This window comes from Streptomyces sp. WAC03905, assembly GCF_057371075.1.
In genome coordinates, this window is record NZ_JBXYDZ010000003.1 from 1,384,880 (window position 1) to 1,407,135 (window position 22,256).

The 22,256-nt window shown below is 72.6% G+C and carries 19 protein-coding genes, 1 pseudogene and 1 riboswitch; of the genes and pseudogenes, 4 read left to right on the forward strand and 16 right to left on the reverse strand.

Annotation, left to right across the window (positions count from 1 at the left end; genetic code table 11):
* Window positions 1-96: 96 nt before the first annotated feature.
* Window positions 97-1,077, reverse strand: coding sequence for a M23 family metallopeptidase (locus tag AC2RP6_RS08945; RefSeq protein ID WP_486445717.1), 981 nt, complete (start codon window positions 1,075-1,077; stop codon window positions 97-99).
* Window positions 1,078-1,081: 4 nt separating this feature from the next.
* Window positions 1,082-1,259: riboswitch (cyclic di-AMP (ydaO/yuaA leader) on the reverse strand.
* Between the two features lie 311 nt (window positions 1,260-1,570).
* Between AC2RP6_RS08945 and AC2RP6_RS08950 the strand changes: the two genes are divergently transcribed.
* Window positions 1,571-2,362, forward strand: a complete 792-nt coding sequence (locus tag AC2RP6_RS08950; protein ID WP_486445718.1) for a tyrosine-protein phosphatase — start codon at window positions 1,571-1,573, stop codon at window positions 2,360-2,362.
* A 28-nt stretch (window positions 2,363-2,390) separates the two neighbouring features.
* Here AC2RP6_RS08950 and AC2RP6_RS08955 read toward each other — a convergent pair whose 3' ends face one another.
* The 15 genes from AC2RP6_RS08955 to AC2RP6_RS09025 all read right to left on the reverse strand — a co-directional run bounded on the left by AC2RP6_RS08955 (window position 2,391) and on the right by AC2RP6_RS09025 (window position 19,988).
* Window positions 2,391-3,797, reverse strand: coding sequence for an aspartate aminotransferase family protein (locus AC2RP6_RS08955; protein ID WP_486445719.1), 1,407 nt, complete (start codon window positions 3,795-3,797; stop codon window positions 2,391-2,393).
* Window positions 3,794-4,825: an adenosyl-hopene transferase HpnH gene (hpnH, locus tag AC2RP6_RS08960; protein WP_486445720.1), complete on the reverse strand. Its 1,032-nt coding sequence runs from the start codon at window positions 4,823-4,825 to the stop codon at window positions 3,794-3,796. Before hpnH ends, AC2RP6_RS08955 begins: the two co-directional genes overlap by 4 nt.
* A gap of 5 nt (window positions 4,826-4,830) precedes the next feature.
* Window positions 4,831-5,508: a phosphorylase family protein gene (locus AC2RP6_RS08965; protein WP_486445721.1), complete on the reverse strand. Its 678-nt coding sequence runs from the start codon at window positions 5,506-5,508 to the stop codon at window positions 4,831-4,833.
* On the reverse strand, window positions 5,508-7,733 hold the full coding sequence (gene shc / locus AC2RP6_RS08970; RefSeq protein ID WP_486445722.1) for a squalene--hopene cyclase: 2,226 nt from the start codon (window positions 7,731-7,733) through the stop codon (window positions 5,508-5,510). The genes AC2RP6_RS08965 and shc overlap by 1 nt, the downstream gene beginning before the upstream one ends.
* A gap of 118 nt (window positions 7,734-7,851) precedes the next feature.
* Entirely contained in the window at window positions 7,852-8,952 is a 1,101-nt protein-coding gene (locus AC2RP6_RS08975) for a polyprenyl synthetase family protein (protein WP_470181256.1), read from the reverse strand.
* A 71-nt stretch (window positions 8,953-9,023) separates the two neighbouring features.
* On the reverse strand, window positions 9,024-10,403 hold the full coding sequence (gene hpnE, locus AC2RP6_RS08980) for a hydroxysqualene dehydroxylase HpnE (RefSeq protein WP_486445723.1): 1,380 nt from the start codon (window positions 10,401-10,403) through the stop codon (window positions 9,024-9,026).
* A 400-nt stretch (window positions 10,404-10,803) separates the two neighbouring features.
* Window positions 10,804-11,784 carry a presqualene diphosphate synthase HpnD gene (hpnD, locus tag AC2RP6_RS08985; RefSeq protein ID WP_486445724.1) on the reverse strand — a complete coding sequence of 327 codons (981 nt, stop codon included), beginning with the start codon at window positions 11,782-11,784 and terminating at the stop codon, window positions 10,804-10,806.
* Window positions 11,781-12,665: a squalene synthase HpnC gene (gene hpnC, locus AC2RP6_RS08990; RefSeq protein WP_486445725.1), complete on the reverse strand. Its 885-nt coding sequence runs from the start codon at window positions 12,663-12,665 to the stop codon at window positions 11,781-11,783. Before hpnC ends, hpnD begins: the two co-directional genes overlap by 4 nt.
* A 444-nt stretch (window positions 12,666-13,109) precedes the next feature.
* On the reverse strand, window positions 13,110-13,892 hold the full coding sequence (locus tag AC2RP6_RS08995; protein WP_486445726.1) for an ABC transporter ATP-binding protein: 783 nt from the start codon (window positions 13,890-13,892) through the stop codon (window positions 13,110-13,112).
* Window positions 13,885-14,814, reverse strand: a complete 930-nt coding sequence (locus AC2RP6_RS09000; RefSeq protein WP_486445727.1) for an ABC transporter permease — start codon at window positions 14,812-14,814, stop codon at window positions 13,885-13,887. The genes AC2RP6_RS08995 and AC2RP6_RS09000 overlap by 8 nt, the downstream gene beginning before the upstream one ends.
* Window positions 14,815-14,908: 94 nt before the next feature.
* Window positions 14,909-15,790 (reverse strand): glycosyltransferase family 2 protein, encoded by an 882-nt coding sequence (locus tag AC2RP6_RS09005; protein ID WP_486450266.1) that lies wholly within the window; start codon window positions 15,788-15,790, stop codon window positions 14,909-14,911.
* A gap of 8 nt (window positions 15,791-15,798) precedes the next feature.
* Window positions 15,799-16,578, reverse strand: a complete 780-nt coding sequence (locus AC2RP6_RS09010; RefSeq protein WP_486445728.1) for a CDP-alcohol phosphatidyltransferase family protein — start codon at window positions 16,576-16,578, stop codon at window positions 15,799-15,801.
* The gene (locus AC2RP6_RS09015) at window positions 16,556-17,617 is read right to left on the reverse strand and encodes an iron-containing alcohol dehydrogenase family protein (protein ID WP_486445729.1); all 1,062 of its coding nucleotides are present in this window, start codon (window positions 17,615-17,617) and stop codon (window positions 16,556-16,558) included. The genes AC2RP6_RS09010 and AC2RP6_RS09015 overlap by 23 nt, the downstream gene beginning before the upstream one ends.
* Entirely contained in the window at window positions 17,605-18,357 is a 753-nt protein-coding gene (locus AC2RP6_RS09020; protein WP_486445730.1) for a phosphocholine cytidylyltransferase family protein, read from the reverse strand. Before AC2RP6_RS09020 ends, AC2RP6_RS09015 begins: the two co-directional genes overlap by 13 nt.
* The gene (locus tag AC2RP6_RS09025; protein ID WP_486445731.1) at window positions 18,354-19,988 is read right to left on the reverse strand and encodes a DUF5941 domain-containing protein; all 1,635 of its coding nucleotides are present in this window, start codon (window positions 19,986-19,988) and stop codon (window positions 18,354-18,356) included. The genes AC2RP6_RS09020 and AC2RP6_RS09025 overlap by 4 nt, the downstream gene beginning before the upstream one ends.
* Between AC2RP6_RS09025 and AC2RP6_RS09030 the strand changes: the two genes are divergently transcribed.
* The 3 genes and pseudogenes from AC2RP6_RS09030 to idi all read left to right on the forward strand — a co-directional run bounded on the left by AC2RP6_RS09030 (window position 19,965) and on the right by idi (window position 22,236).
* Window positions 19,965-20,102, forward strand: a complete 138-nt coding sequence (locus tag AC2RP6_RS09030) for a hypothetical protein (protein ID WP_486445732.1) — start codon at window positions 19,965-19,967, stop codon at window positions 20,100-20,102. The two genes, AC2RP6_RS09025 and AC2RP6_RS09030, sit on opposite strands and share 24 nt — an antisense overlap.
* Before the next feature lie 439 nt (window positions 20,103-20,541).
* Window positions 20,542-21,378, forward strand: a pseudogene (locus tag AC2RP6_RS09035) (SAM-dependent methyltransferase); the annotation flags it as partial.
* A 258-nt stretch (window positions 21,379-21,636) separates the two neighbouring features.
* Window positions 21,637-22,236, forward strand: coding sequence for an isopentenyl-diphosphate Delta-isomerase (idi, locus tag AC2RP6_RS09040; protein WP_486445733.1), 600 nt, complete (start codon window positions 21,637-21,639; stop codon window positions 22,234-22,236).
* The last annotated feature ends 20 nt before the right edge of the window (window positions 22,237-22,256 follow it).

Consider the following 22,256-nt stretch of genomic DNA (forward strand, 5'->3'; position numbering starts at 1 on the left):
TGTACCACGCCGGGCATAAGGAATAAGTACACGTGGGGCCGGGACCCCCCTCGGGTCCCGGCCCCACGCGTGTCGGTGCTCCGTCGGCCGGTGCCGTCAGAGGCTGGCGCCCTTCGAGCGGAGGTAGGCGATCGGGTCCATGTCCGAGCCGTAGGAGGGGCTCGTGCGGATCTCGAAGTGCAGGTGCGGGCCGGTCGAATTGCCCGTGGAGCCGGAGAGGCCGATGCTCTGGCCGGCCGTGACGCTCTGCCCGGAGGAGACGGACAGCTGGGAGAGGTGGGCGTACTGGGAGTACTTGCCGTCCGCGTGGCGGATGACGACCTCGTTGCCGTACGCGCCGCTCCAGCCGGCGGAGACGACGGTGCCCGCGCCGACGGCCTTGACGGTGGTGCCCATGGCGGCGATGAAGTCGACGCCGGTGTGGTAGCCGGAGGACCACATGGCGCCGGCGACCTTGTACTGGGTGGAGATGCCGCCGCCGACCGGGGCCACGAAGCCGGAGCCGGCGGGTCGCGCGGCGGGGGCCTCGGCCGGGGCCTGGGGGGCGGATTCCCGCGGCGCCTGCGGGGCGGCGGCCCGGCCGGCCGGCTTCTGCGCCTTCGGGGCCGTCTTCGGGGCGGCCTGCGGGGCGGCCTCGGGGGCGGTGCGCGGGGCGGGGACGGCGTCGGCCGGGGAGGCCTCGCCGCGGCCGCCGAGGGTCAGCTTCAGGCCGGGGTGGATCAGCGACGGGTCGGCGCCGACCGCCTCGCGGTTCTCGGCGTACAGCCGCTGCCAGCCGCCGGGGAGGTTGCGCTCCGCGGCGATCTCGGACAGGCAGTCGCCGGGGACGACCGTGTAGACGGTCGGCGCGGCCTGCACGGCGGTCGCGGGAGCGGCGGGCGCGGCCCGGAGTGCGGCGGGGGCCTGCGCGGCGACCGCGGGTGCGACGGCGGGGGCCGCTGCCGGGGCGCCGGCCGCGTGGGCGCCGGCGGCACCGAGCAGCGGCAGGGCGAGGGCCGCTCCGCCGGTGCCTGCGGCCGCGAATCCGCGGGGAAGGGAAAGGGACTTGGGACGGCGGTGCTTACCCTTTGCAGGCATGGCGGATTCCTCTCCGGCGCCTGCGAGGTGAGCTGTCGGGTTCGGACTGGAGATGTCCGGCCGTACATGTACGGGACATGAACGGCTTCACCCCGAGCCGTTCCGGAGAAAAGATCTCCGGAACGGCGGCCTACCTGGTTCCCCCGCTCCTGCCGCGCGAAATGGTTCGGTTGCGGTTTCCGGGCGGCGGCAGGATTCGGCGGTCCACCCGGATCGATCGCGAAGGTAATCCCTTGCGGGCACGCCGAACAAGCCGCGAATTCCCTGACGGATTAACAGGCATGAGGGGCCGCCGGAATTCCGGTCACCCTCCGTCCATTCCGCTCCGTCAACAGCCGTCCCCACCGGGCCATTCGGTCCGGGCGATCAGGCACTCACGGTCACCGTATGATCTGGCTCACGGGGACGTGCCCGATCTCGCCTCCGGTGATGGCAAGTTGGCGCCAAGTAGCTCAATTCGGACAGTGGCCACGCGAGAGGCGGAGGGGTTCTCTTGACCCAGCAGATACAGGAGCCGGAGCTGACCGGGGTGCGCAATTTCCGTGATGTGGGCGGATTGCCGACTTCTGATGGACGAACGGTCGGGACGGGACGACTCTTCCGAAGCGGACATCTCGCACATGCCACCGAAACCGATGCAGAGTTCCTGGGCTCGCTCGGACTCCACACCATCTTCGACTTCCGCAACGGCGCCGATCACGCCCTGGAGGGCCCGGACGTCGAACTGCCCGGCGTACGGAACGTCAACATCCCGCTCTCGGACCCGGCGGACGGCCGGGAGTTCTGGCGGCTGGTCCGTGACGGCGACCTGGACCGGCTCCGCGTGATCCTGGGCGACGGCAGGGCGGCGGCCCGGATGTCGGACTCCTACCGCCGGATCATCCGCGAGCGCACGGCCGAGCACGGCCGGGTCGTCCGCGCCATCGCCGAGGACAGCGTCCCCGCGCTCCTGCACTGCGCGGCCGGCAAGGACCGGGCGGGCCTGTCCGTCGCCGTCACCCTCCTCGCGGTCGGCGTCGAGCGCGAGGCGATCGTGGCGGACTACCTGGAGTCCAACGCCCCCCACCGCCGCTACCGGGTGCGCCGCAGCTCCGCGTCCCCTGAGGCCCGCTCGCCCGAGGTGATGGAGCTGCTCGCGCCGCTCTTCGACGCCCGCGCCGAGTACCTGGTCGCCGCCTTCGACACCATCGACGAGGGCTGGGGCGGGGTGGACCGCTACCTGGCGGAGGGCCTCGGGCTGACCCCCGAGACCCTCGACCGGCTCCGCGACCGGCTGCTGGTCTGATCGCGCCGCCAGCGGGCGGCGCAGGCCGTCAGCGCGCCGCGACGGCCTGCTTCACCAGCGTCCTGCCGAAGTCCCACATCAGGCCCGAGCCCCCGTGCGCCTCGTCCATGACCTCGCGGAAGGCACCGACGAACCGGTCGACGTCCCGCTCGTCCAGCACCAGCGGCGGAATCAGCTTGATCACCTCCAGGTGGTCCCCGGAGACCTGGGTGAGGATGCGGTGCTTCTGCAGCAGCGGCACCACGACCATCTGCGCGAAGAGGCCCTTGCGGGCCGCCTGGAGCATCGTCCAGCGGCTGCGCAGGCCCAGCGAGGACGGGCGGCCGAACTCGATGCCGATCATCAGCCCGCGCCCGCGCACCTCGTGGAGCAACTCGTAGTCGTCCACCAGGGCGGCGAGCCGTCCGCGCAGCAGGTCGCCCGTGGCCCGCGCTCGGGCGACGAGCGCCTCGTCCTCCATGACGGAGAGCACCGCGAGCCCGGCCGCCATCGCCTGCGCGTTGGACCCGAAGCTCGCCGAGTGCACGAGCACCCGGTCCATCGACGAGTAGACCTTCTTGAAGATCCAGTCCTTGCCCAGGGTCGCGCCGACCGGCACGTAGCCGCCCGACAGCGCCTTGGCGACGCACACCAGGTCGGGCTCGACGCCGGGCTCGTGCTGGTACGCGTAGAAGTCGCCGGTGCGTCCCAGTCCGGTCTGCACCTCGTCCGCGATCAGCAGCGCCTTGTGCCGGTGCAGCAGCTCCTGAGCGGCGAGCAGGAAGCCGGGCGGGGCGGCGAGGACCCCCTTGCCCTGGATCGGCTCGACGACGAGGGCCGCCACGTCGCCGCGCTTCAGCTCCCGCTCCAAGGCGGCCAGGTCGCCCAGCGCGATCTCGGTGTCGGGCAGCAGGGGGCCGAAGCCGTCCCGGAACCCGCCCTCGCCGTTGACCGAGAGCGAGCCGGTCGTCAGCCCGTGGAAGGCGTGGTCGCAGTAGAGGATCCTGGGCCGCCCGGTGGCGTAACGGGCGAACTTCAGCGCGGTCTCGACCGCCTCGGTGCCGCTGTTGCCGAAGAAGACCCGGTCCAGGTGCGGGCTGTACGAAAGGAGCTTCTCCGCCAGCAGTCCGGGCAGCGGCTGGCAGTCGAAGCGGGTGAGGTCGGCCAGCTGGGCGTCCAGGACGTCGTGCAGGGCCTTGCGGACGACCGGGTGGTGGCGGCCCAGGCCCATCACCCCGAATCCGGCCAGCATGTCGAGGTAGTCGTTGCCGTCGGCGTCCCAGAAGTGGGCCCCCTCGGCCCGCTCGTAGACCTTGTCGAAGCCGATGGTGTGCAGCATCCGGGGCAGTTGGTGGTTGAGGTGGCGGGCATGCAGCTCGTAGCGCTCCGCCCCGCGCGCGGCGAGCAGGGCGCCGAGGTCGAACCCGGCGCCCCGCCCCTGGTCCGCCGGACTCATGCCGACCTGTCCCGGTTGCCTCCGACCGTCTCCCGGGCGGCCCGCAGGGATTCCTTGAGGGATCCCATGGTGGCGAGGACGGCGGTCGGCTCGTAGCCGCAGTGCGCCATGCAGTTCGCGCAGCGCGGGTCCTTTCCGCGGCCGTACTTGTTCCAGTCGGTGCCCTCTACGAGTTCCCGGTACGTGGGCACGTAGCCGTCGCTCATCAGGTAGCAGGGGCGCTGCCAGCCGAAGAGGGAGTAATTCGGAATGGCCCAGGCCGTGCAGGGGAAATCGGCCTTCCCTTCCAGGAAGTCCAGGAAGAGCGGGGAGTGGTTGAGCCTCCAGCGCCGCCGGTTTCCGCCCGCGAAGGCCTTCCTGAAGAGATCGCGGGTCTGGTCGACGCCCAGGAAGTGCTCCTGGTCCGGTGCCTTTTCGTAGGCATAGGCGGGCGAGATCATCATTTCGTCGACCTGGAGGTCGTCGTTGAGGAAGTTGAGCACCTCGATGATGGTCTGCGGGGTGTCGGTGTTGAAGAAGGTGGAGTTCGTGGTGACCCGGAATCCGCGCCGCTTCGCCTCCTTGATGGCTTCGACCGCCTCGTCGAAGACGCCCTCCTTCGCCACCGATTCGTCGTGGCGTTCGCGCAGCCCGTCGATGTGCACCGCGAAGGCGAAGTACGGGGAGGGGGTGAACTTCTCGATCTTCTTGCGCAGCAGCATGGCGTTGGTGCAGAGGAAGACGTACTTCCGCCGGGCCACCAATTGCCGCACGATCTCGTGGATCTGCGGGTGCATCAAGGGCTCGCCGCCCGCGATGGACACCATGGGCGCACCGGATTCCAGCACGGCGCCGACCGCCTGGGCCACCGGCATGCGCTGCTTGAGCACCCCGGCCGGGTGCTGGATCTTCCCGCACCCCTCACAGGCCAGGTTGCACGCGTAGAGGGGCTCCAGCTCGACGATCAGCGGGAACTTCTCACGCTTGCGGAGCTTCTGTTCGAGCAGATAGGTCCCGACCCTGATGGTCTGGCGCAGCGGCATGGCCATCTGGCTCACCTCCTGGGGAGCAGCGAAGAACGGTGCCATTCGTAAAACGCGGGCAGTACGGCACGCAGGACACGGAAGGCCGATATTCCCCCGCGCACCGTGCCGATTCGGACGAGCTCATGGTCCGGAGCGTCCACGATCACCCGGACGGCCGCAACAGGGCGCTCGGCGGACCGGACCGCGGCCCAGAGGGTCGCCGCGGACTCCATGTCGACCGCGACGGCGCCCGTGGCGCGCAGCTGTGCGCGCTCCTGGCCGCGGACGACGTGGTCGGAGCCGGTCAGCGGGCCGGTGTGCACGGTCCGGCCGGGAACGGCCCGGGCGAGCGCCTCGGCGAGCAGCGCGGTCCCGGTGCAGGGGACGGTCCCCCGCGGGTCGCGGGTCTCCTGCGCGACGACGAGGTCGCCGGGGCTCATGCCGGGGACGAGCCCGGCGCAGAACCCGGTGGCGAGGACGGCCGCCCGGTCCATGCCGGGCCGGTCCAGGGCCCGGCGGACGGCGCGTTCGGCCGCGCGCGGGCCCATCCCGGTACGCAGCAGGGTGGGCGACCCCGCCGCGGACCCGTCGGCCGGCGGTACCGGGCCGCGGCCGGCGCTGCGCAGGGCCACCTGCTCGATGCGCAGCGCGCACGCGACCAGCAGGGCTCCGGCCTGCGCGGCCCGGTCCTCTCCGGCGGCGGGCATCAGGGCCCCCCGGGGGCCGTGCGGGCCGGAGCGGACGGCTCTCCGTACAGGTAGCGGCCGAGCGCGGTCAGCGGGAAGACCTGCCGGTACAGGTGGTAGTTGATGGAGAAGTCCCAGGGGAAGCCGGTCCCGGTGAAGTACGGCTCGTCCCAGGAACCGTCCTCGTGCTGGGTGGCGACAAGGTGGGCGATGCCCCGTTCGACAGCCCTGCCGTCCCGTTCGCCGGCCGCCAGCAGGGCCATGAGCGCCCAGGCGGTCTGCGAGGCGGTGGAGGCGCCCTTCCCGGCCCACGACCGGTCCTTGTAGGAGCGCTGGTCCTCCCCCCAGCCGCCGTCCTCGTTCTGTACGGATTCCAGCCAGCGCACGGCGCGCCGTACCGCGGGGTGCCCGGGGGCGATGCCGGCGGCGGTGAGCGCGGGCACCACGGACCCGGTGCCGTAGACGTAGTTGGTGCCCCAGCGGCCGAACCAGCTGCCGTCCGGTTCCTGTGCGTCGAGCAGCCAGGCGATGCCGCGCCGGGTCCGGGCGTCGCCCGCCCGGCCCTCGAAGGCGAGCATCTCCACCACGTGGGCGGTGACGTCGGCCGACGGCGGGTCGATGACCTCCCCGAAGTCGCAGAAGGGCAGCCGGTTGGGGAAGGGGCTGGTGTTGTCGGCGTCGAAGGCGCCCCACGCGCCGTCCTTGGACTGCATGCCGAGGTTCCAGGACACGCCGCGGGCGATGGCCGCGTCGAGCCGGACCGGGTCCGGGTGGTTGATCCGGCGCAGGGCGAGGACGACCTCGGCGGTGTCGTCGATGTCGGGGTAGGTGTCGTTGTGGAACTCGAACGCCCAGCCGCCCGGGGCGAGTCCGGGACGGCGCACCGCCCAGTCGCCGGTGCGGGTGATCTCCTCGCCGAGCATCCAGTCGGCTGCCTTGACCAGGGCCGGATGGTCGGGGCGCAGGCCCGCGTCGACGAGGGCGATCGCGGCGAGGCAGGTGTCCCACACCGGGGACTGGCAGGCCTCGATCATCCGGGCGCCGTCCTCGCGCCGCACCGCGAAGCGGTCGAGGGACTCCAGTCCCGCGCGCATCACCGGGTGGCCGAGGTCGTAGCCGAGCAGGTGCAGCGCGATCACGGAGTACACGGCGGGCGGCTGGATCCCGCCCCAGCAGCCGTCGTTCTCCTGGCGTTCGACGATCCAGCGGGCGGCGGTGTCCATGGCCGCCTTGCGCAGCCGGCGCGGCGCGAACCGCCGGTAGACGTGCAGGGCCCGGTCCATCCGCTGGAAGGCGCCGTCCCACGTGGTCAGCGGTGCCATGCGGGTGGCGGGGTAAGGGGTGCGCGCGTCGGTGTGGAGCTCGTCGAGGGCGAAGGGGGCGGGGCGGACCGGGCGCAGCGCGGAGACGACGGTGAGCGGGACGATCGTCTGGCGGGCCCAGCAGCCGAAGTCGTAGATGTTCAGGGGGACCCAGGGCGGCAGGAACACCAGCTCGGGCGGGAGTTCGGGCAGATGGTCCCAGCTCCACCAGCCGAAGAGGGCGAGCCAGATCCGGGTGAAGACGCGGGCGGCGGCGAGCCCGCCGCGCGCCCGGATCCAGGCCGAGGCGCGGCTCATGTGCGGGGCGTCGGGCGGGTCCCCGGCGAGGCGCAGCGCGACGTAGGCCTCGATGGTGGCGGAGAGTTCGGGCGGTCCGCCGTGGAAGGTGGCCCAGGTGCCGTCCTCGCGCTGCTCGCCGCGGATGAACAGGGCTGCGGCGTAGGTGGTGGCCTCGTCCCGGATGCCGAGGAACTGCCGCAGCAGGAGGTCCTCGGCGTCCATGGTGACGTTGGTCTCCAGGTCGCCCTTCCACCAGCCCGCCGGGTCCTGGCGGTCCAGGAGGTGCAGGGTGGCGCGCGCGGTGGCCTCGTACACCTCGCGCGGGCTGCCGTCCGGCGGCCGGGGCAGGTCCGCGGCCGTCGCCGTCCGGCCCGCTCCGGGCTTGCCCGGTGGCCGGTAGGCGGCCGGCGGGCCGGTCCGCCGGCCGGGGTCGGGCGGGGCGGCGACCCGGTCGGTGACCGCGACCGGCGGTGAGGGCGCGGTGGCGGGGCGGGCGCCGGGCCGGCCGGCCGGGTCGGGCGGGCCCGCGAGCCCGTACTCGGTCCGCGGGGCGGCCGCCCCGGCGGAGCCGGGCGGCGGGGCGCCCGGCGTTGATTCGCTGCCGGCGCCGGCGCTCTCCGCGCTGCCGTCGGTCGTCGCTGTCATGGCTTCCCCTTAGAACAGTGTCCTGTGCTGTGCTGGGGTCTGCCGTCGGCCGGGCCCCCACGTTCAGGCGGGGGCGCCGGCCGGCGACTCGCGATTCATATCCGCTGTCGGGTGGCGGTCACCTCTTGCGTACGACGACGAAGTCGGCGAGGTCCACGAGCTGTTCGCGCACCCGCTGGGGCATGTCGACGTCGTCCAGGGCACGGATGGCGACGGCGTGCTGGCGGCGCGCCTCGTCAGCGGTCCACTGACGGCCGCCGGCCTCCTCGATGAGCGCCGCGCGGGCGGCGAACTCCTCCTCGGAGAAGTTCTCGAAGTCGCTGCTCTTGGCGTCGGCGGCGAGCAGCTCGGCGAGCCGCTCGGAGGCCGGGCCGCCCGCGGCGAGGGCGGCGACGACCGGCAGGGACTTCTTGCGCTGGCGCAGGTCGCTCCAGGTCTGCTTGCCGGTGGACTCCGGGTCGCCCCAGATGCCGAGGAGGTCGTCGACGGCCTGGAAGGCGAGGCCGAGGTGGTAGCCGTACTCCTCCAGCTTGTCGGCGGTGCGGTCGTCCGCGCCGCCGAGCACCGCGCCGATGGAGACCGCGCAGGCGAGGAGGGCGCCGGTCTTGTTGCCCTCCATCTCCAGGCACTCCTCGACGCTGACGCGCTCGCGGTGCTCGTAGGAGATGTCCTGTGCCTGGCCGTCGATGAGCTTGCGGCTGGCGGTGGTCAGGCGTCGGGTCGCGCGGCCCGCCTCGACGGTGCCCAGTTCCAGCAGGATCTCGTTGGCGAGGGCGAAGAGGGCGTCGCCGACGAGGATGGCGAGGGCGGGGCCGTGCACCTTCCAGACGGTGTCGCGGTGGCGGCGCTGCTCGTCACCGTCCATCAGGTCGTCGTGGAGCAGCGAGAAGTTGTGCACGAGTTCGACGGCGACGGCACCGGGGATGCCGACCTCGGGTGCGGCGCCCGCGGCCTCGGCGGAGAGCAGGGCGAGGGCGGGGCGCACGGCCTTGCCGCCGTCGCCGTCGGCCGGGTGGCCGTGGGCGTCGATCCAGCCGAAGTGGTAGGCGGCGACGGTGTCCATGGGCGCGGCGAGCCGGTCCACTGCGTCGCGGAGCGCGGGGGTCGACAGCGTCCGGCCGCGTTCCAGGAGGGCGACCGTGTCCGCCTTCTCCACGCCCCTTCCGGCTGCGCCCACACTGGCATCCGTGTTCTCGACAGCCGGATTCCCCGGGTTCACTGGCTCTCCTCTTGTTCCTGTACGTGCTGTGCTCGTGGTGCTGGTGGTGCCGGCCGTGCCGGTGGTGGTCGTCATGCCGCCTCCTGCAGAGGGTGTTCGCGGTGGCGGCCGAGCGCGGTGAGTGCGGCCTGCGCCGCGCTCAGCCCGCTCCGGACGGCGCCCTCCATGGTCGCGGGCCAACCGGTGGCAGTCCACGCACCGGCCAGATAGAGCCCCGGCGTGTCGGTCCGTGCGCCGGGGCGCAGCCGTCCGACGCCGGGCGTGGGTGCGAAGGTCGCCGTGCGCTCCCGGGTGACGAAGAAGTCCCGTACCTTGGCGCCGCGCGCGGCGGGGAGCAGCCGTTCCAGTTCGGGCAGGTACTTGGCGCGCAGCACCGAGACGGGTTCGTCGATGTCGTCCTGGGCGGCGGACTGGGACAGCGCCAGGTACTGGCCGCCGTCGGGTAGTCCGGAGGAGTCGGTGCGGTCGAAGACCCACTGCACCGGGGAGCCGAGGGCTGCGAAGAAGGGCTGCCTGAGCACCTTGCGGTCGTAGACGACGTGGACGTTCAGGATCGGGGCGGTGCCGATGTCGAGGAGCTTGTCGGGGTCGGGGAGGGCGCCGGCGGGCAGCAGTCCGTGCGCCTCGCGCTGCGGTACGGCGAGCACGACGGTGCCCGCCTCGAAGGACTCCTGCTCGGTGTCGACGCGCCAGGCCCCCTCGGGGGTGCGGGTGACGGCGGTGACGCGGGTGCGCAGTTCGGTCCGCACCCCGGCGGCGTCGAGCTGCTTGCGGGCGAGGGTGTCGTGCAGCTCGCCGAGGGGGACGCGGGCCCAGCCGATGTCGGCGGCGCTCTTCTCGGAGAGCAGGCCGGTCTTGAAGACCATGGCGGCCAGGCCCAGCGAGGAGTGCGCGGCGGTGGCGTTGAGGGTGGCGACGCCGACGAGGTCCCACAGGGCCTCGATGGTTCGGGCGGACTGGCCGTAGCGGCCGAGCCAGGTGGCGAAGTCCAGGCCGTCCAGGGCCGGGTCGGCGGGGTCGAGGCGGCGCAGCGCCAGGGCGGCGCGGCCCACGCTCGCGCGTTCGGCGAGGGACATGTGGGGGTAGCGGGCCAGTGCTCCGGCGAGGTGCAGGGGCACGGGCAGGCCACCGCGGCGCAGCCGTCCCAGGCGCGGCCCGCCGGGGTGGGCGACGTCGAGGACGGGTACGTCGAGCCGGTCCTGGAGCGGGGCGAGGGCGGCGCCGTCGACGCGGTCGAGGAACCACCGGTAGGCCGTGCAGCAGCGCAGGTAGACGTGCTGGCCGTTGTCGACGACGAGGTCGCCGCGCTTGAAGGAGAACGCGAGCCCGCCGAGGCGGGGGCGGCCTTCGAGCAGGGTGACGCGCAGCCCGGCGTCGGCGAGTTCGAGGGCGGTCGTGACGCCGGCGAGTCCGCCGCCCACGACGACGGCGTGCTGGTCGGTACCGCTCATGCGCCCTCCCCCGTGGTGCGGTGGCCCTCCGGGCCGGTCTGCGGGTTCCGATCGTCCGGGCACGGCCCGGTCGTGGTGCCCCGCCCGGCCCGGTCGCGGTCCGCGGGCAGAGACGCGGCCGCCGTCGGCGTGGTTGCCCGGACCGGCGCGCGGTCGGCGCGGCGCGCCGGGCCCGTACGCCGGGCGGCTCCGGCGCACGCCGGGTGGGCGCTCGGGGGCGTGCCCGGAGCGCCGGAGGGGGCGGCGGTCACGCGCAGGGCCCCGCACGCATCCGTGCGTGCGCCGCGCGGGCCGGCCGACCGGCCTCGCGCACCACCCGGACCGGCCGGGGACGGGGCGGGCAGGGCCTCGGTGCGTCGGCGGCCGGTGGCGGCACGCGGCGCGGCCTTCGTCCGGGTCGTCACATCCGCCTCCGGACGGCCTGGCGGGTGACGGTGCGGGCGTCGAGGCCGGACAGGCCGCGTACGGCGACGTACGCCTTCTCGTGCGGCGGCAGCGAGACGCGGCCGCGCAGGACGGCCTCGGGCTCGCGCTCGATGCGGTCGAGGAGGCGGCGGTAGATGCCGGCCATGGCGGCCACGCAGGCGCCGCTGCGCCGGTCGAGCATCGGCAGCAGCCGGTAGCCCTCGGCGAAGAGGGAGCGGGCACGCCGGACCTCGTGGTGGACCAGTCCGGCGAAGTCCGCTCCGGCGGAGAGCCGGCCGGCGCGGAAGCCTTCCGAGCAGCCGAACTTGGCGAGGTCCTCGGCGGGCAGGTAGGTGCGTCCGTTGGCGGCGTCCTCGCGGACGTCGCGCAGGATGTTGGTGAGCTGCAGCGCCAGGCCGAGGGTGTCGGCGTACTCCGCGGCACACGCGGCCTCGGGCGCGCCCGGGCCGGGGGCGTTCACGGTGCCGAAGACGCCGAGGGAGAGCCGTCCGATGGCTCCGGCCACGCAGCGGCAGTAGGTCTTGAGGTCGTCCCAGGTCTCGTAGGTCTCGCCGCGGACGTCCATCAGGACGCCGTCGATGAGCTCGTCGAGGCCGCCGAGCGGGATGGGGAAGCGGCGGGCGGCGTGCGCGAGGGCGACGGCGACGGGGTCGGTGTCGTCCTCGTCGACCTCACCGGCCCGGATCCGCCCGAGGACGGCGCGGGTCTCCTCCAGGCGGGAGAACTTCGCCTCGGTGGGCAGCGTGCCGTCGCCGATGTCGTCGACCCGCCGCGAGAAGGCGTAGAGCGCGGACATCGCGTGGCGCTTGTCGGTGGGCAGCAGCCGGATTCCGTACGCGAAGTTGCGCGCCTGTGAACCGGTGACGGCCTCGCAGTAGCTGTAGGCCGCCGAGACCGGTGCGGACACCGCGGTCTGTGCGGACGCGTGTGTGGGGCCCTCCACGGTCGGGCTCACCTCTTTCTCGGCGCTGTGCGCAGGACGGCGGCAACCTCACGGAGCAGGCCGCTCTTGGTCGGTTTGGGCGGGCCGGGGAGTACGTCGAAGCCGGCGGCGGTGACGGCCCGCAGGGCCGCTCGGCCGCCTCCCACGAAGCCCGCGAGCAGCAGCCGGAGCCTGCCGTGCACGCTGCCGACGAGCGGGAGACCGTCGTCCAGCAGGGCGGCGGCGCGCCCGGCCTCGAAGGCGACCAGGGCGCGTACGGAGGCGCCGGCGGAGGGGGCCGCCAGGTCGGCCTCGGACACGTGGAAGCGCCGCATGTCCTCGGCGGGCAGGTAGATCCGGTCGCGGCCCAGGTCCTCGGCCACGTCCTGGACGTGCTCGACGATCTGGAGGGCCGTGCAGACGGCGTCGGAGAGGCGGACGCGTTCGGGCGTGCTGGTGCCCGTGAGGGACAGCACGAGGCGGCCGACCGGGTTCGCGGACAGCTCGCAGTAGGCGGCGAGGTCCCCGTAGGTCTCGTAGCGCGTGACCCGCTGGTCCTGGCGGTTGGCCTCGATGAGTCCGAGGAAGGGTTCGGGGGTCAGGCCGTGGGCGCGCACCACCGGCCGGAGTCCGAGCAGCAGCGGGTGGCGCGGGGGGCCGTCCGCGGAGCCGAACACGCGCAGGAGGTCGGTCTCGAAGGCGTCGAGCATGGCGAGCCGGTCGTCCGCCGCGGCCGGATCGAGGCCGAGGAGCACGGCGTCGCGTCCGCCGGGGGCGAGGTCGCCGTCGCCGATGTCGTCGACGAGGCGGGCGTAGCCGTAGACGGCCATCAGCCCGTCGCGCCAGGCGCGGGGCAGGAAGGCGGGGGCGACGGGGAAGTTCTCCGCCGTCGCCTTGTCGAGGGTGGCGCTCACGTGGACCGTGTCGGACAGGGGTCGGGTGCCGTGCCCCGGGTTCACCGCCCGCCGCCCGGGGCGGGGACGGCCGCCGTCCCTGGGGGCCGGAGAATTCCCGTAGCCATTGCCGTCACATCTCCCGTTCTACACTGCCGACCCAATACATCCTATTTCGGACACGCCGCCGGGGTTTTACCGGGGCCGCCCCAGGGCCGTTCACCTGCGGGGAATCGTCCCCTCTTGCCGCGATTCAGGACCGCATCAGCTTACGCTGTAGAACGTCGCGGAGGCCGCTCGGGTATTCGCTGCGCCACCGAATGTCGTGGGGCAATACGAGAACGCGCATGCGAGGTAACGCGCGACGTAATGCGGACACAGCATTGAGGCCCCTGCCGCACTGCGCGGCAGGGGCCTTCGGTGGAGCGGAGAGGTGCCGGGCAGGAGCGCCGCGCGACCCGGAGGTCAGCCGTTGGTGGCCTTCTCGTAGGCCGAGACGACTTCCTCCGTGGGCCCGTCCATCAGCAGCTCGCCCTTCTCCAGCCACAGCACCCGGTCACAGGTGTCCCGGATCGACTTGTTGTTGTGGCTGACCAGGAAGACCGTGCCGGCCTTCTCGCGGAGTTCCTTGATGCGGTTCTCCGAACGCACCTGGAAGGCGCGGTCACCGGTGGCCAGCGCCTCGTCGATCATCAGGACGTCGTGGTCCTTGGCCGCCGCGATGGAGAAGCGCAGTCGCGCCGCCATGCCGGAGGAGTAGGTGCGCATCGGCAGCGAGACGAAATCGCCCTTCTCGTTGATGCCCGAGAAGTCGACGATGCTCTGGTAACGCTGCTTGATCTGCTCGCGGCTCATGCCCATGGCGAGACCGCCGAGGACGATGTTGCGCTCACCGGTGAGGTCGTTCATCAGCGCGGCGTTCACGCCCAGCAGCGAGGGCTGGCCGTCGGTGTAGACCCGGCCCTCCTCGCAGGGCAGCAGGCCGGCGATGGCGCGCAGCAGGGTCGACTTGCCGGAGCCGTTGGAGCCGATGAGGCCGATGGCCTCGCCGCGGTAGGCGGTGAAGGAGACGCCGCGGACGGCGTGGACCCGCCGGACGCCCGGCGCGTCGCCCTTCTTCCGGCGCACTATCTTGCTGAGCGCGGCGGTGGCCGCGCCCTTGCCGCTGCTGCCGGTGTTGACGCGGTAGACGATGTGGACGCCGTCCGCGATGACGGTGGGGACGCGCCCCTGGGTGTTGTCAGCCACGGCCGTAACGCTCCTCAGACTTCCAGAAGTACACGAAGCCGCCGAGACCGACCAGCACGGCCCAGCCCACGGCGAAGAGCCACACGTGCGGGGGCAGGTTGCTGGAGCCGTAGTCGTCGATCAGCGCGAACCGGATGAGGTCCATGTAGATCGCCACCGGGTTCCACAGCAGGACGTCGCTGATCCACTGCGGGTGGTCCTCCAGGTAGATCCCGATGGGGAACATGACGCCGGAGGCGTACATCCACGTACGCATGACGAACGGCATCAGCTGCGCCAGGTCGGGGGTCTTCGACCCCATCCGCGCGAAGATCATGGCCAGACCGGTGTTGAAGACGAACTGCAGCGCCAGCGTCGGGATGACCAGCAGCCAGGAGAGCTGCGGGTAGTTCCCGAAGGAGACGGCGATCACGAAGACGACGATCATCGAGTACAGCAGCTGCTGGAGCTGCTGCAGCGAGAAGGACACCGGCAGCGAGGCGCGCGGGAAGTGCAGCGCCCGCACCAGCCCGAGGTTGCCCGAGATCGCCCGGACGCCCGCCATGACCGAGCTCTGCGTGAAGGTGAAGACGAAGATGCCCATCACGAGGAACGGGACGTAGACGTCCTTCGGCATCTCCCGGCCCGCGCCGAGGATCAGGCCGAAGATCAGCCAGTAGACGAGCGCGTTCAGCAGCGGGGTCGCCACCTGCCAGACCTGGCCGAGCTTCGCCTGGCTGTACTGCGCGACCAGCTTGGCCCGGGAGAAGGCCATGATGAAGTGGCGCCGGCCCCAGAGCTGCCGCACGTACTCGCCCAGACCGGGCCGGGCGCCGCTGACCGAAAGGCCGTACTTCCTGGCGAGCTCCGCGGCGCTGAGCCCCGCGTCTGCGGACGGCGGCCTGCTCGTGGCGAGGGCGCCGTCGTGGGTTGTGTCACTCACAAGTTGAAACTTTCGTCTTCAAGATGCGGCCAGGTGGGCATCAGGCTGGTGGCTCGAGGCCCGTGATCGCGCCATGTTCCCAGACGCGTGCAGGTCAGATGACAGGAGGTCGGCCCAGGCGGGTCAACCGCCAGACCGTACGCCATCTCATCGGGCGGCGGGGTCCGCAGGGAGTGGTCCATCCCTCCCGGAATCCGCCGAACCACGCCTTGAGCGCGGGTCCCGAGGGCTTCCGTACGAGCGTCAACAGGAGCCAGACGCCCAGGTAGACCGGGACCAGCGGGGCGGGCAGGTTGCGGCGGGCGAGCCACACCCGGTTACGGGCCACCATACGGTGGTAGACCGCGTGCCGGGAGGGGGCAGTCGTCGGATGGAGCAGCACCATGTCCGCCCGGTAGTCGATCAGCCACCCCGCGTCGAGCGCGCGCCAGGCCAGATCGGTCTCCTCATGAGCGTAGAAGAACTCCCCCGGCAGGTCTCCGACCTGCTGGAACACCGTCGTACGGACGGCGTTGGCGCCGCCCAGGAAGGTGGTCACGCGCGAGGACCGCATCGGGTCCGAGGCCCGCAGCCGCGGCACGTGGCGGCGCTGCGTCCGCCCGGTCTCCGGGTCGGCGATGCGGAAGCTGATGATTCCCAGCGCGGGGTCCTCGGCGAAGGCCTCGCGGCACAGCCGGGCGGTGTCGGTGCGCTCCAGCAGGCCGTCGTCGTCGAGGAAGAGGAGCACGTCCACGTCGCGGCCACCCGGGCCGAAGGCCTCGATGCCGACGTTGCGGCCGCCCGGGATGCCCAGGTTCTCGGGCAGGTCGACGGAGCGGACGCCCGGAGGCAGGTCCGCCACCTCGGCGACCTTCACGCCCTGGCCCACGACGACGACCTCGATCGGGTCGCCCTCCTGGCGGGCCACCGAGTCGAGGAGCGCCTTGAGCTCCTCGGGCCGGTTGCCCATGGTGATGATCACGGCGCCCAGCCGCATCGGGGCGGTCACTTGAGCCTGCTGGACGCGAGGATCGACACCAGGTGCAGCACGGTCTGGAGCATCGCGATGCCCGCGAGGACCGCGACGCCGACCCGGGACCAGTACAGGTCGCCGCGCATCTGGTCGAGGACGGCCAGCACCAGGACGAGCAGCGAGGCCTCGATGCCGAGGATCAGCCGGTGGAACTTGAGCGCGGCGGCGGCCCGGCGGGCGAGGGCCATGCCCTTGGCGCGCGGCTCGGCCGCGGCGTCCTGGACCACGGGCTTGCCGGCCTGGTGGCGGGCCACGCCGACCAGGTCGGTCTCCGCCTTGATCAGGATGGCGCCGAGCCCCGCGAGGGTGCCCAGGAAGGCCCACAGCCAGTCGGCGCCGCCGGTGCCCCACAGGTCGGCGGCGCGCAGGCCGAAGCCGACCAGGACGGCCGCGTCGCACAGGTAGGCGCCGACCCGGTCCAGGTAGACCCCGGAGAGCGAGTACTGCTTCTTCCAGCGGGCGACCTCGCCGTCGACGCAGTCGAGCAGCAGGTACGCCTGGACCGCGACCACGCCGAGGACGGCGCCCCAGATGCCCGGCACGAGCAGGGCCGGGAGGGCGAGGACGCCGGCGAGGGTCATCAGGTAGGTCAGCTGGTTGGGCGTGACCTTGGTGGTGACCAGGAAGCGGGTGATGCGCAGGGAGATCTCGCGCATGTAGAGGCGCCCGCCCCAGTGCTCGCCGCTGACCCGGTCCTTCACGCCCGCGGGATGGACGACGGGCCTCAGTTCAGCTACGGATGGTCTTGGCATAGTCGGCGTAAGCGTCCCTGATCTCGGCGGCGGACAGGTTGAGGTGCTCCAGGACGGTGAAGCGTCCCGGGCGGGTCTGGGGGGCGTACTCGACGGCCGCGACGAACTCGTCGATGCTGAAGCCGATCTCCTCGGGCGCCACCGGCAGGCCGTGCCGGCGCAGCACCTCGACGAAGTGGCCGGCCGTGTCCGCGGCCCCGCGCAGGTGCATCGCGAAGGCCGCGCCGATGCCGACCTGCTCGCCGTGGAGCGCCGAACGCCCCGGGTACAGCAGGTCGAAGGCGTGGCTGATCTCGTGGCAGGCGCCGGACGACGGGCGGGAGTCGCCGCTGATCGACATGGCGATGCCGGAGAGCACGAGCGCCTCGGAGAGCACGGTGAGGAACTCGTCGTCGCCGCAGCCGCCGGGGTGGCGCAGCACGGACTCGCCCGCGGTACGGGCCATGGCGGCGGCCAGGCCGTCGACGGGCTCGCCGGTGGTCCGGTGCGAGAGCTCCCAGTCGGCGATCGCCGAGATGTTGGAGATCGCGTCGCCGATGCCGGCGCGGATGAACCGCACCGGGGCTTCCTTGATCACGTCGAGGTCGATCACCATGGCGATCGGGGTGGGGACGCCGTAGGAGCCGCGGCCGTTGTCGTTGTCGAGGATGGACACCGGCGAGCAGATGCCGTCGTGCGAGAGGTTGGTGGCGACGGCCACCATGGGCAGCCCGACCCGCGCCGCGGCGTACTTGGCCACGTCGATGATCTTGCCGCCGCCCAGGCCGACGACGGCGTCGTAGCGGCGGCCCTTTATGTCGTCGGCGAGCTTGACCGCGGAGTCGATGGTGCCGTCGACGACGGCGTACCAGTCGGCGTGCGGCAGCACGGGCTCCAGCTTGGCGCGCAGCGCCACGCCGGAGCCCCCGCTGATCGCGATGGCCAGCTTGCCGGAGGCGGAGATCCGCTGGTCGGCCAGGAGGCCGGCCAGGTCGTCCATCGCCCCGCGACCGATGTCGACGACGACGGGCGAGGGGATGAGCCTCGTCAGTACTGGCATGCGATCGTCCGGCCCTTGGCGAGGTCGTCGTGGTTGTCGATCTCGACCCACTTGACGTCGCCGATGGGGGCCACGTCGACGGTGAAGCCGTCGTTGACGAGCTGCTGGTAGCCGTCCTCGTAGTACAGGTCCGGGTCGCGCTCGAAGGTGGTCTTCAGCGCCTCGGCGAGGGCCTCGGCGGCCTCGGCCTCGATGAGCGTGACGCCGATGTACTCGCCGGTGGCGTCGGCGGGGTCCATCAGCTTGGTGATCTTCCGGACGCCCTGGCCCTCGGCGGTGACGACCTTCATCTCCTCGTCGGCGAGGCTCTTGACCGTGTCGAGGGCGAGGATGATCTTCTGGCCGTTGCCGCGGGCGGCGAGGAGGGTCTCCTCGACGGAGACCGGGTGGACGGTGTCGCCGTTGGCGAGGATCACACCGCGCCCCAGGACCTCACGCGCGCACCACAGGGAGTAGGCGTTGTTCCACTCCTCGGCCTTGTCGTTGTCGATCAGCGTGATCTTCAGGCCGTACTTGGCCTCCAGGGCGGCCTGGCGGGCGTACACGGCCTCCTTGCGGTAGCCGACGACGATGGCGACCTCGGTGAGACCGACCGCGGCGAAGTTGCCGAGGGTCAGGTCGAGGACCGTCAGGCTCTCCTCGTCGCCCTCGGGGCCGACGGGCACGAGGGCCTTGGGCAGGGTGTCGGTGTAGGGACGCAGGCGGCGTCCCGCACCGGCAGCGAGGACAAGGCCGATCATGCTGGTTCTCCTTCGTCGTGTACGGCGGGTGCCCCGGAGGAGACCCAGAAGCGGATGCTCTCCACGAGCACCACGAGTGCCACGAACACGGCCAGGGCCGTGAGCGCGACGGGGAAGTCCGATGCGCGGTCCACGAGGACGGCGGCGAGGACGGTGGTCAGCAGGACCCGGCCCTCGTGGCCGCCGATCGTCCGCACCAGCCAGTGCGGGGGAGCGCCGGTGCCGCCGCGGATGCGGTACACCGTGTCGTAGTGATGGTAGGCGACCGCCGCGATCAGGCCGAATGCCGCCGGGAGGGCCCCGGGGACGTCCGCCTTGACGGCGAGCGCCAGGACCGTCACGTACTCGGCCGCGCGGAACAGCGGCGGGATCAGCCAGTCGAGCGCCCCCTTGAGCGGGGCGGCGACGGCGAGGCCGGCGGTCATGGCGTAGATCACGGCGACCGCGTTCAGCCGCGGGTCGCCGAAGGGCAGGTACAGCGCGGCGCCGGCCATCAGTACGGTGCCCAGGGCGGCGACGTACACGGAGCCGAAGGAACCGGCCCGGCCGCGCAGCAGCCGGGCCTGGAGCTCGGCGAGCGGACCGGAGTCGGTGAGGTCGGCGAGGGCCTGGGCGGCGCGGTCGGTCCGCCGGGCCTTGCGGGTCAGGGAGCGCAGGACGCGGCCGGCGGTGGTGTAGAGCGCTCCGAAGGCGCAGCCGACGATCAGGGCGTAGAAGACGATGCGGGGGGTGGTGAGGGCGGTCAGGACCGCGATCATCGCCCAGCGCTCGCCGATCGGCAGGATGATCATCCGCCGGACCCAGACCGTCCAGCCGACGCTGTCCAGGCGGTCCGAGAGGGCGGCGGTCGGGCTGGTGTTGGCGGTGGCGTCGTGGTTGGCCTCGTTGAAGGAGAAGTCCACGACGTGCCGGCACGTCATCAGGATCATCGCGCCGAGGGCGAGGCCCCAGACGTCGTCCCCGTTCCGGGCGGCGCCGAGCGCGAGGCCCGCGTAGAAGGAGTACTCCTTCGCCCGGTCGAAGGTGGCGTCGAGCCAGGCGCCCATCGTGGAGTACTGCAGGGAGTAGCGGGCGAGCTGCCCGTCGGTGCAGTCCAGGACGAAGGAGACGATGAGGAGCACGCCGGCGGCGACGTAGCCCCAGCGCTCCCCCGTGGCGGCGCAGCCGGCCGCGATGAGCGCGGTGATCAGGGAGGCGGTGGTGACCTGGTTCGGGGTCAGGCCGCGGCGCGCGCACCAGCGCGCGATGTAGCGCGAGTACGGGCTGATGCAGAAGGTGGTGAAGAACCCGTCGCGCGACTTCACGGCGGAGCGGAGCCTTACGGCCTCCTCGTCCACGGCGGCGACGGCGGCGACGGCCGCGGCGCGTTCGTCCGCGCCGGCCGGGACGGCGGCGACGAGGCTGCCCAGCTCGGGGCGCTGGACGGTGGTCCCGGTGGCCTCGACGGCGGCGGCGAGCCGGTCGGCGTACGGGCCGCGGCCGTGGGGGCCCTCGGTGGCGACGGCCTTGTCGAGGGCCTCGCGGGCTCCCGCCTGTACGGAGAGCGCGCCGGTGACGGCGCAGGCGTCGAAGCGGGGGTCGGTCAGCGCGAGCCGCAGTGCGTGGACGTGTCCGACGAAGGCGGTGTCCACGACGGCCACCCGCTGGTCGGCGGGTACGCCGGCCAGTGCGGCGGCGGCGTCCTGGGGACCGGCGGCGGGGCGGACCTCGAAACCGAGGGAGCGGAGCTCGTCCGCGAGCGGTGATCCGGGGACCGGCAGGCCGGTGAGGATGACGGTCGGCAGACGAACTCACTCCTTGTAACGGATTCCGAACAGGCGCGCCCGTGGGGCGGCGGCACGTCGGCAGAGGCTATCGGATGAATGGAAGCAGGGGTTCATCACCCGTTTGCGCCCTGATCAGCCGAATGTCCGGGCTCCGGGCCGGGTCGCGATCATCATCGGTGATCACGGCGCGGTACCACAAACGGCGTGGATGTTACGGTGGACACGCCCCTGAAGGTGTCGAGTGGAAAGAGGTGGGTCGATGACCGTCGCAGTGGTCGCGGCCGAGCGCTGCGAACTCCGGTGCATCCCCTCTCTTCCCCGGGCGACCGGCCGGGCCTGATCCACCGTTCCCACCGTGCGCCGATGCGCCGGGGGGGGGATCCCAGATCGGCCGGAGCCCCTTTTCCTAGGGTTCACGTTGACCGACGACACCGATTTCACCGGCTCCACCGACGACGCCACCGAGGCGTTCTTCACCCTCCACCACGGACTGCCCCGGCAGGCTCCGGGCTCCGACGCGAGCACCCGCCGCCTGCTGTCCCTGTGCGGCCCCCTGCCCGCGCGGCCGCGCGTCCTCGACCTGGGCTGCGGTCCGGGCCGCAGCGCGCTGCTGCTGGCCGCCGAGGCGGGCGGTTCCGCCCGGGGCGGCGCCCGGGTGACCGCCGTCGACCTGCACGCCCCCTTCCTCGACGAGCTGCGCGCGGCCGCCGCGGCCCGCGGGCTCGCCGACCGGGTCCGCGCCGTCGAGGCGGACATGAACGCGCTTCCCACCGAGGAGGTGCGGGACGGTTCCTTCGACCTCGTGTGGGCGGAGGGCTCCGCCTACGTCATCGGCTTCGACACCGCCCTCGCACGGTGGAAGCGGCTGCTCGCCCCGGGCGGCACGCTCGTGCTGACCGAGTGCGAGTGGACGACCGCCGAGCCGTCCGCCGGAGCGCGCGCCTTCTGGGACCCGCACTACCCGTTGCGCTCCACCGCCCGCAACACCGCGGCGGCCCGGGCCGCCGGGTACCGGGTGCTCGGCGTGCACCCGCTGCCCGGTTCCGACTGGGACGAGTACTACGGCCCGCTCGCCGAGCGGGTCCGCGACCGTACCGGCGACTCCTCCCCCGCGATGGCGCGGGCCCTGGCCGCCACCCGCGAGGAGCTCGACGCACGGGCCCGCCACGGGCACGAGTACGGGTACACCGGCTACGTCCTGCGGCCGGTCGGGTCCGGCGACGCCGCCCGGCCGGCCCGGCCGGAGACGGCGGCGGGATCCGGGCACCCTTCGAGGTCCCGGACGAGGCCGTGACGGCGCCGGTGCCGGACGCTGCCGCGCCGGTCCCGGCGGCCACGATCACGTATCCGGCGCCGTTCGGCGTCTGACACGTGTGACCGGCGCGCCCGGCCGATCCGCCCCCCGCCGCGTCCTAGCACGCGGCGGGGGGCGGACATGCGCGGATGTCCGAAGTGGGGACAAGCCTCTTTTGTACGGCAGACTGAAGGCCGAAGTCCGAAGCGAAGGATGGGTATGCCGACCACACCAGCCACCGCCGCGAACAGCGCGTCCCACGGCACCGGTACTCAAGAACCGATCATGCTCGAACTGGTCGACGAGTCCGGCAACACCATCGGCACGGCGGAGAAGCTCTCCGCCCATCAGGCGCCCGGGCAGCTGCACCGGGCGTTCTCCGTGTTCCTGTTCGACGAGCAGGGCCGTCTGCTGCTCCAGCAGCGGGCCCTCGGGAAGTACCACTCGCCGGGCGTCTGGTCGAACACCTGTTGCGGCCACCCGTACCCCGGGGAGTCCCCGTTCGCGGCGGCGGCCCGGCGGACCCACGAGGAGCTGGGGCTGTCGCCGTCGCTGCTCGCGCAGGCGGGAACGGTGCGCTACAACCACCCGGACCCCGCGTCGGGGCTCGTGGAGCAGGAGTTCAATCACCTGTTCGTGGGACTTGCGCAGGCCGTCGTGCGGCCGGATCCGGAGGAGGTCGAGGACACCGCCTTCGTCACCGCCGAGGAGCTGGCGAAGCGGCACGCCGAAGTGCCGTTCTCGGCCTGGTTCATGACCGTGCTGGACGCCGCGCGGCCCGCGATCCGCGAGCTGACCGGCGATTCGGCGGGCTGGTAGCCCGTACGCCGTCCGCGTCC

Excerpts from the sequence above, each read along its gene's own strand:
- hpnH (WP_486445720.1), bottom strand. The coding sequence starts at position 4,825 with ATGGCCATGCCGCTGCGCCAGACCATCAGGGTCGGGACCTATCTGCTC.
- AC2RP6_RS08945 (WP_486445717.1), bottom strand. The coding sequence starts at position 1,077 with ATGCCTGCAAAGGGTAAGCACCGCCGTCCCAAGTCCCTTTCCCTTCCC.
- AC2RP6_RS08955 (WP_486445719.1), bottom strand. The coding sequence starts at position 3,797 with ATGAGTCCGGCGGACCAGGGGCGGGGCGCCGGGTTCGACCTCGGCGCC.
- AC2RP6_RS09005 (WP_486450266.1), bottom strand. The coding sequence starts at position 15,790 with ATGCGGCTGGGCGCCGTGATCATCACCATGGGCAACCGGCCCGAGGAG.
- hpnE (WP_486445723.1), bottom strand. The coding sequence starts at position 10,403 with ATGAGCGGTACCGACCAGCACGCCGTCGTCGTGGGCGGCGGACTCGCC.
- shc (WP_486445722.1), bottom strand. The coding sequence starts at position 7,733 with ATGACAGCGACGACCGACGGCAGCGCGGAGAGCGCCGGCGCCGGCAGC.
- AC2RP6_RS09020 (WP_486445730.1), bottom strand. The coding sequence starts at position 18,357 with ATGATCGGCCTTGTCCTCGCTGCCGGTGCGGGACGCCGCCTGCGTCCC.
- idi (WP_486445733.1), top strand. The coding sequence starts at position 21,637 with ATGCCGACCACACCAGCCACCGCCGCGAACAGCGCGTCCCACGGCACC.
- AC2RP6_RS09010 (WP_486445728.1), bottom strand. The coding sequence starts at position 16,578 with ATGCCAAGACCATCCGTAGCTGAACTGAGGCCCGTCGTCCATCCCGCG.
- AC2RP6_RS09015 (WP_486445729.1), bottom strand. The coding sequence starts at position 17,617 with ATGCCAGTACTGACGAGGCTCATCCCCTCGCCCGTCGTCGTCGACATC.
- AC2RP6_RS08965 (WP_486445721.1), bottom strand. The coding sequence starts at position 5,508 with ATGCCCGCCGCCGGAGAGGACCGGGCCGCGCAGGCCGGAGCCCTGCTG.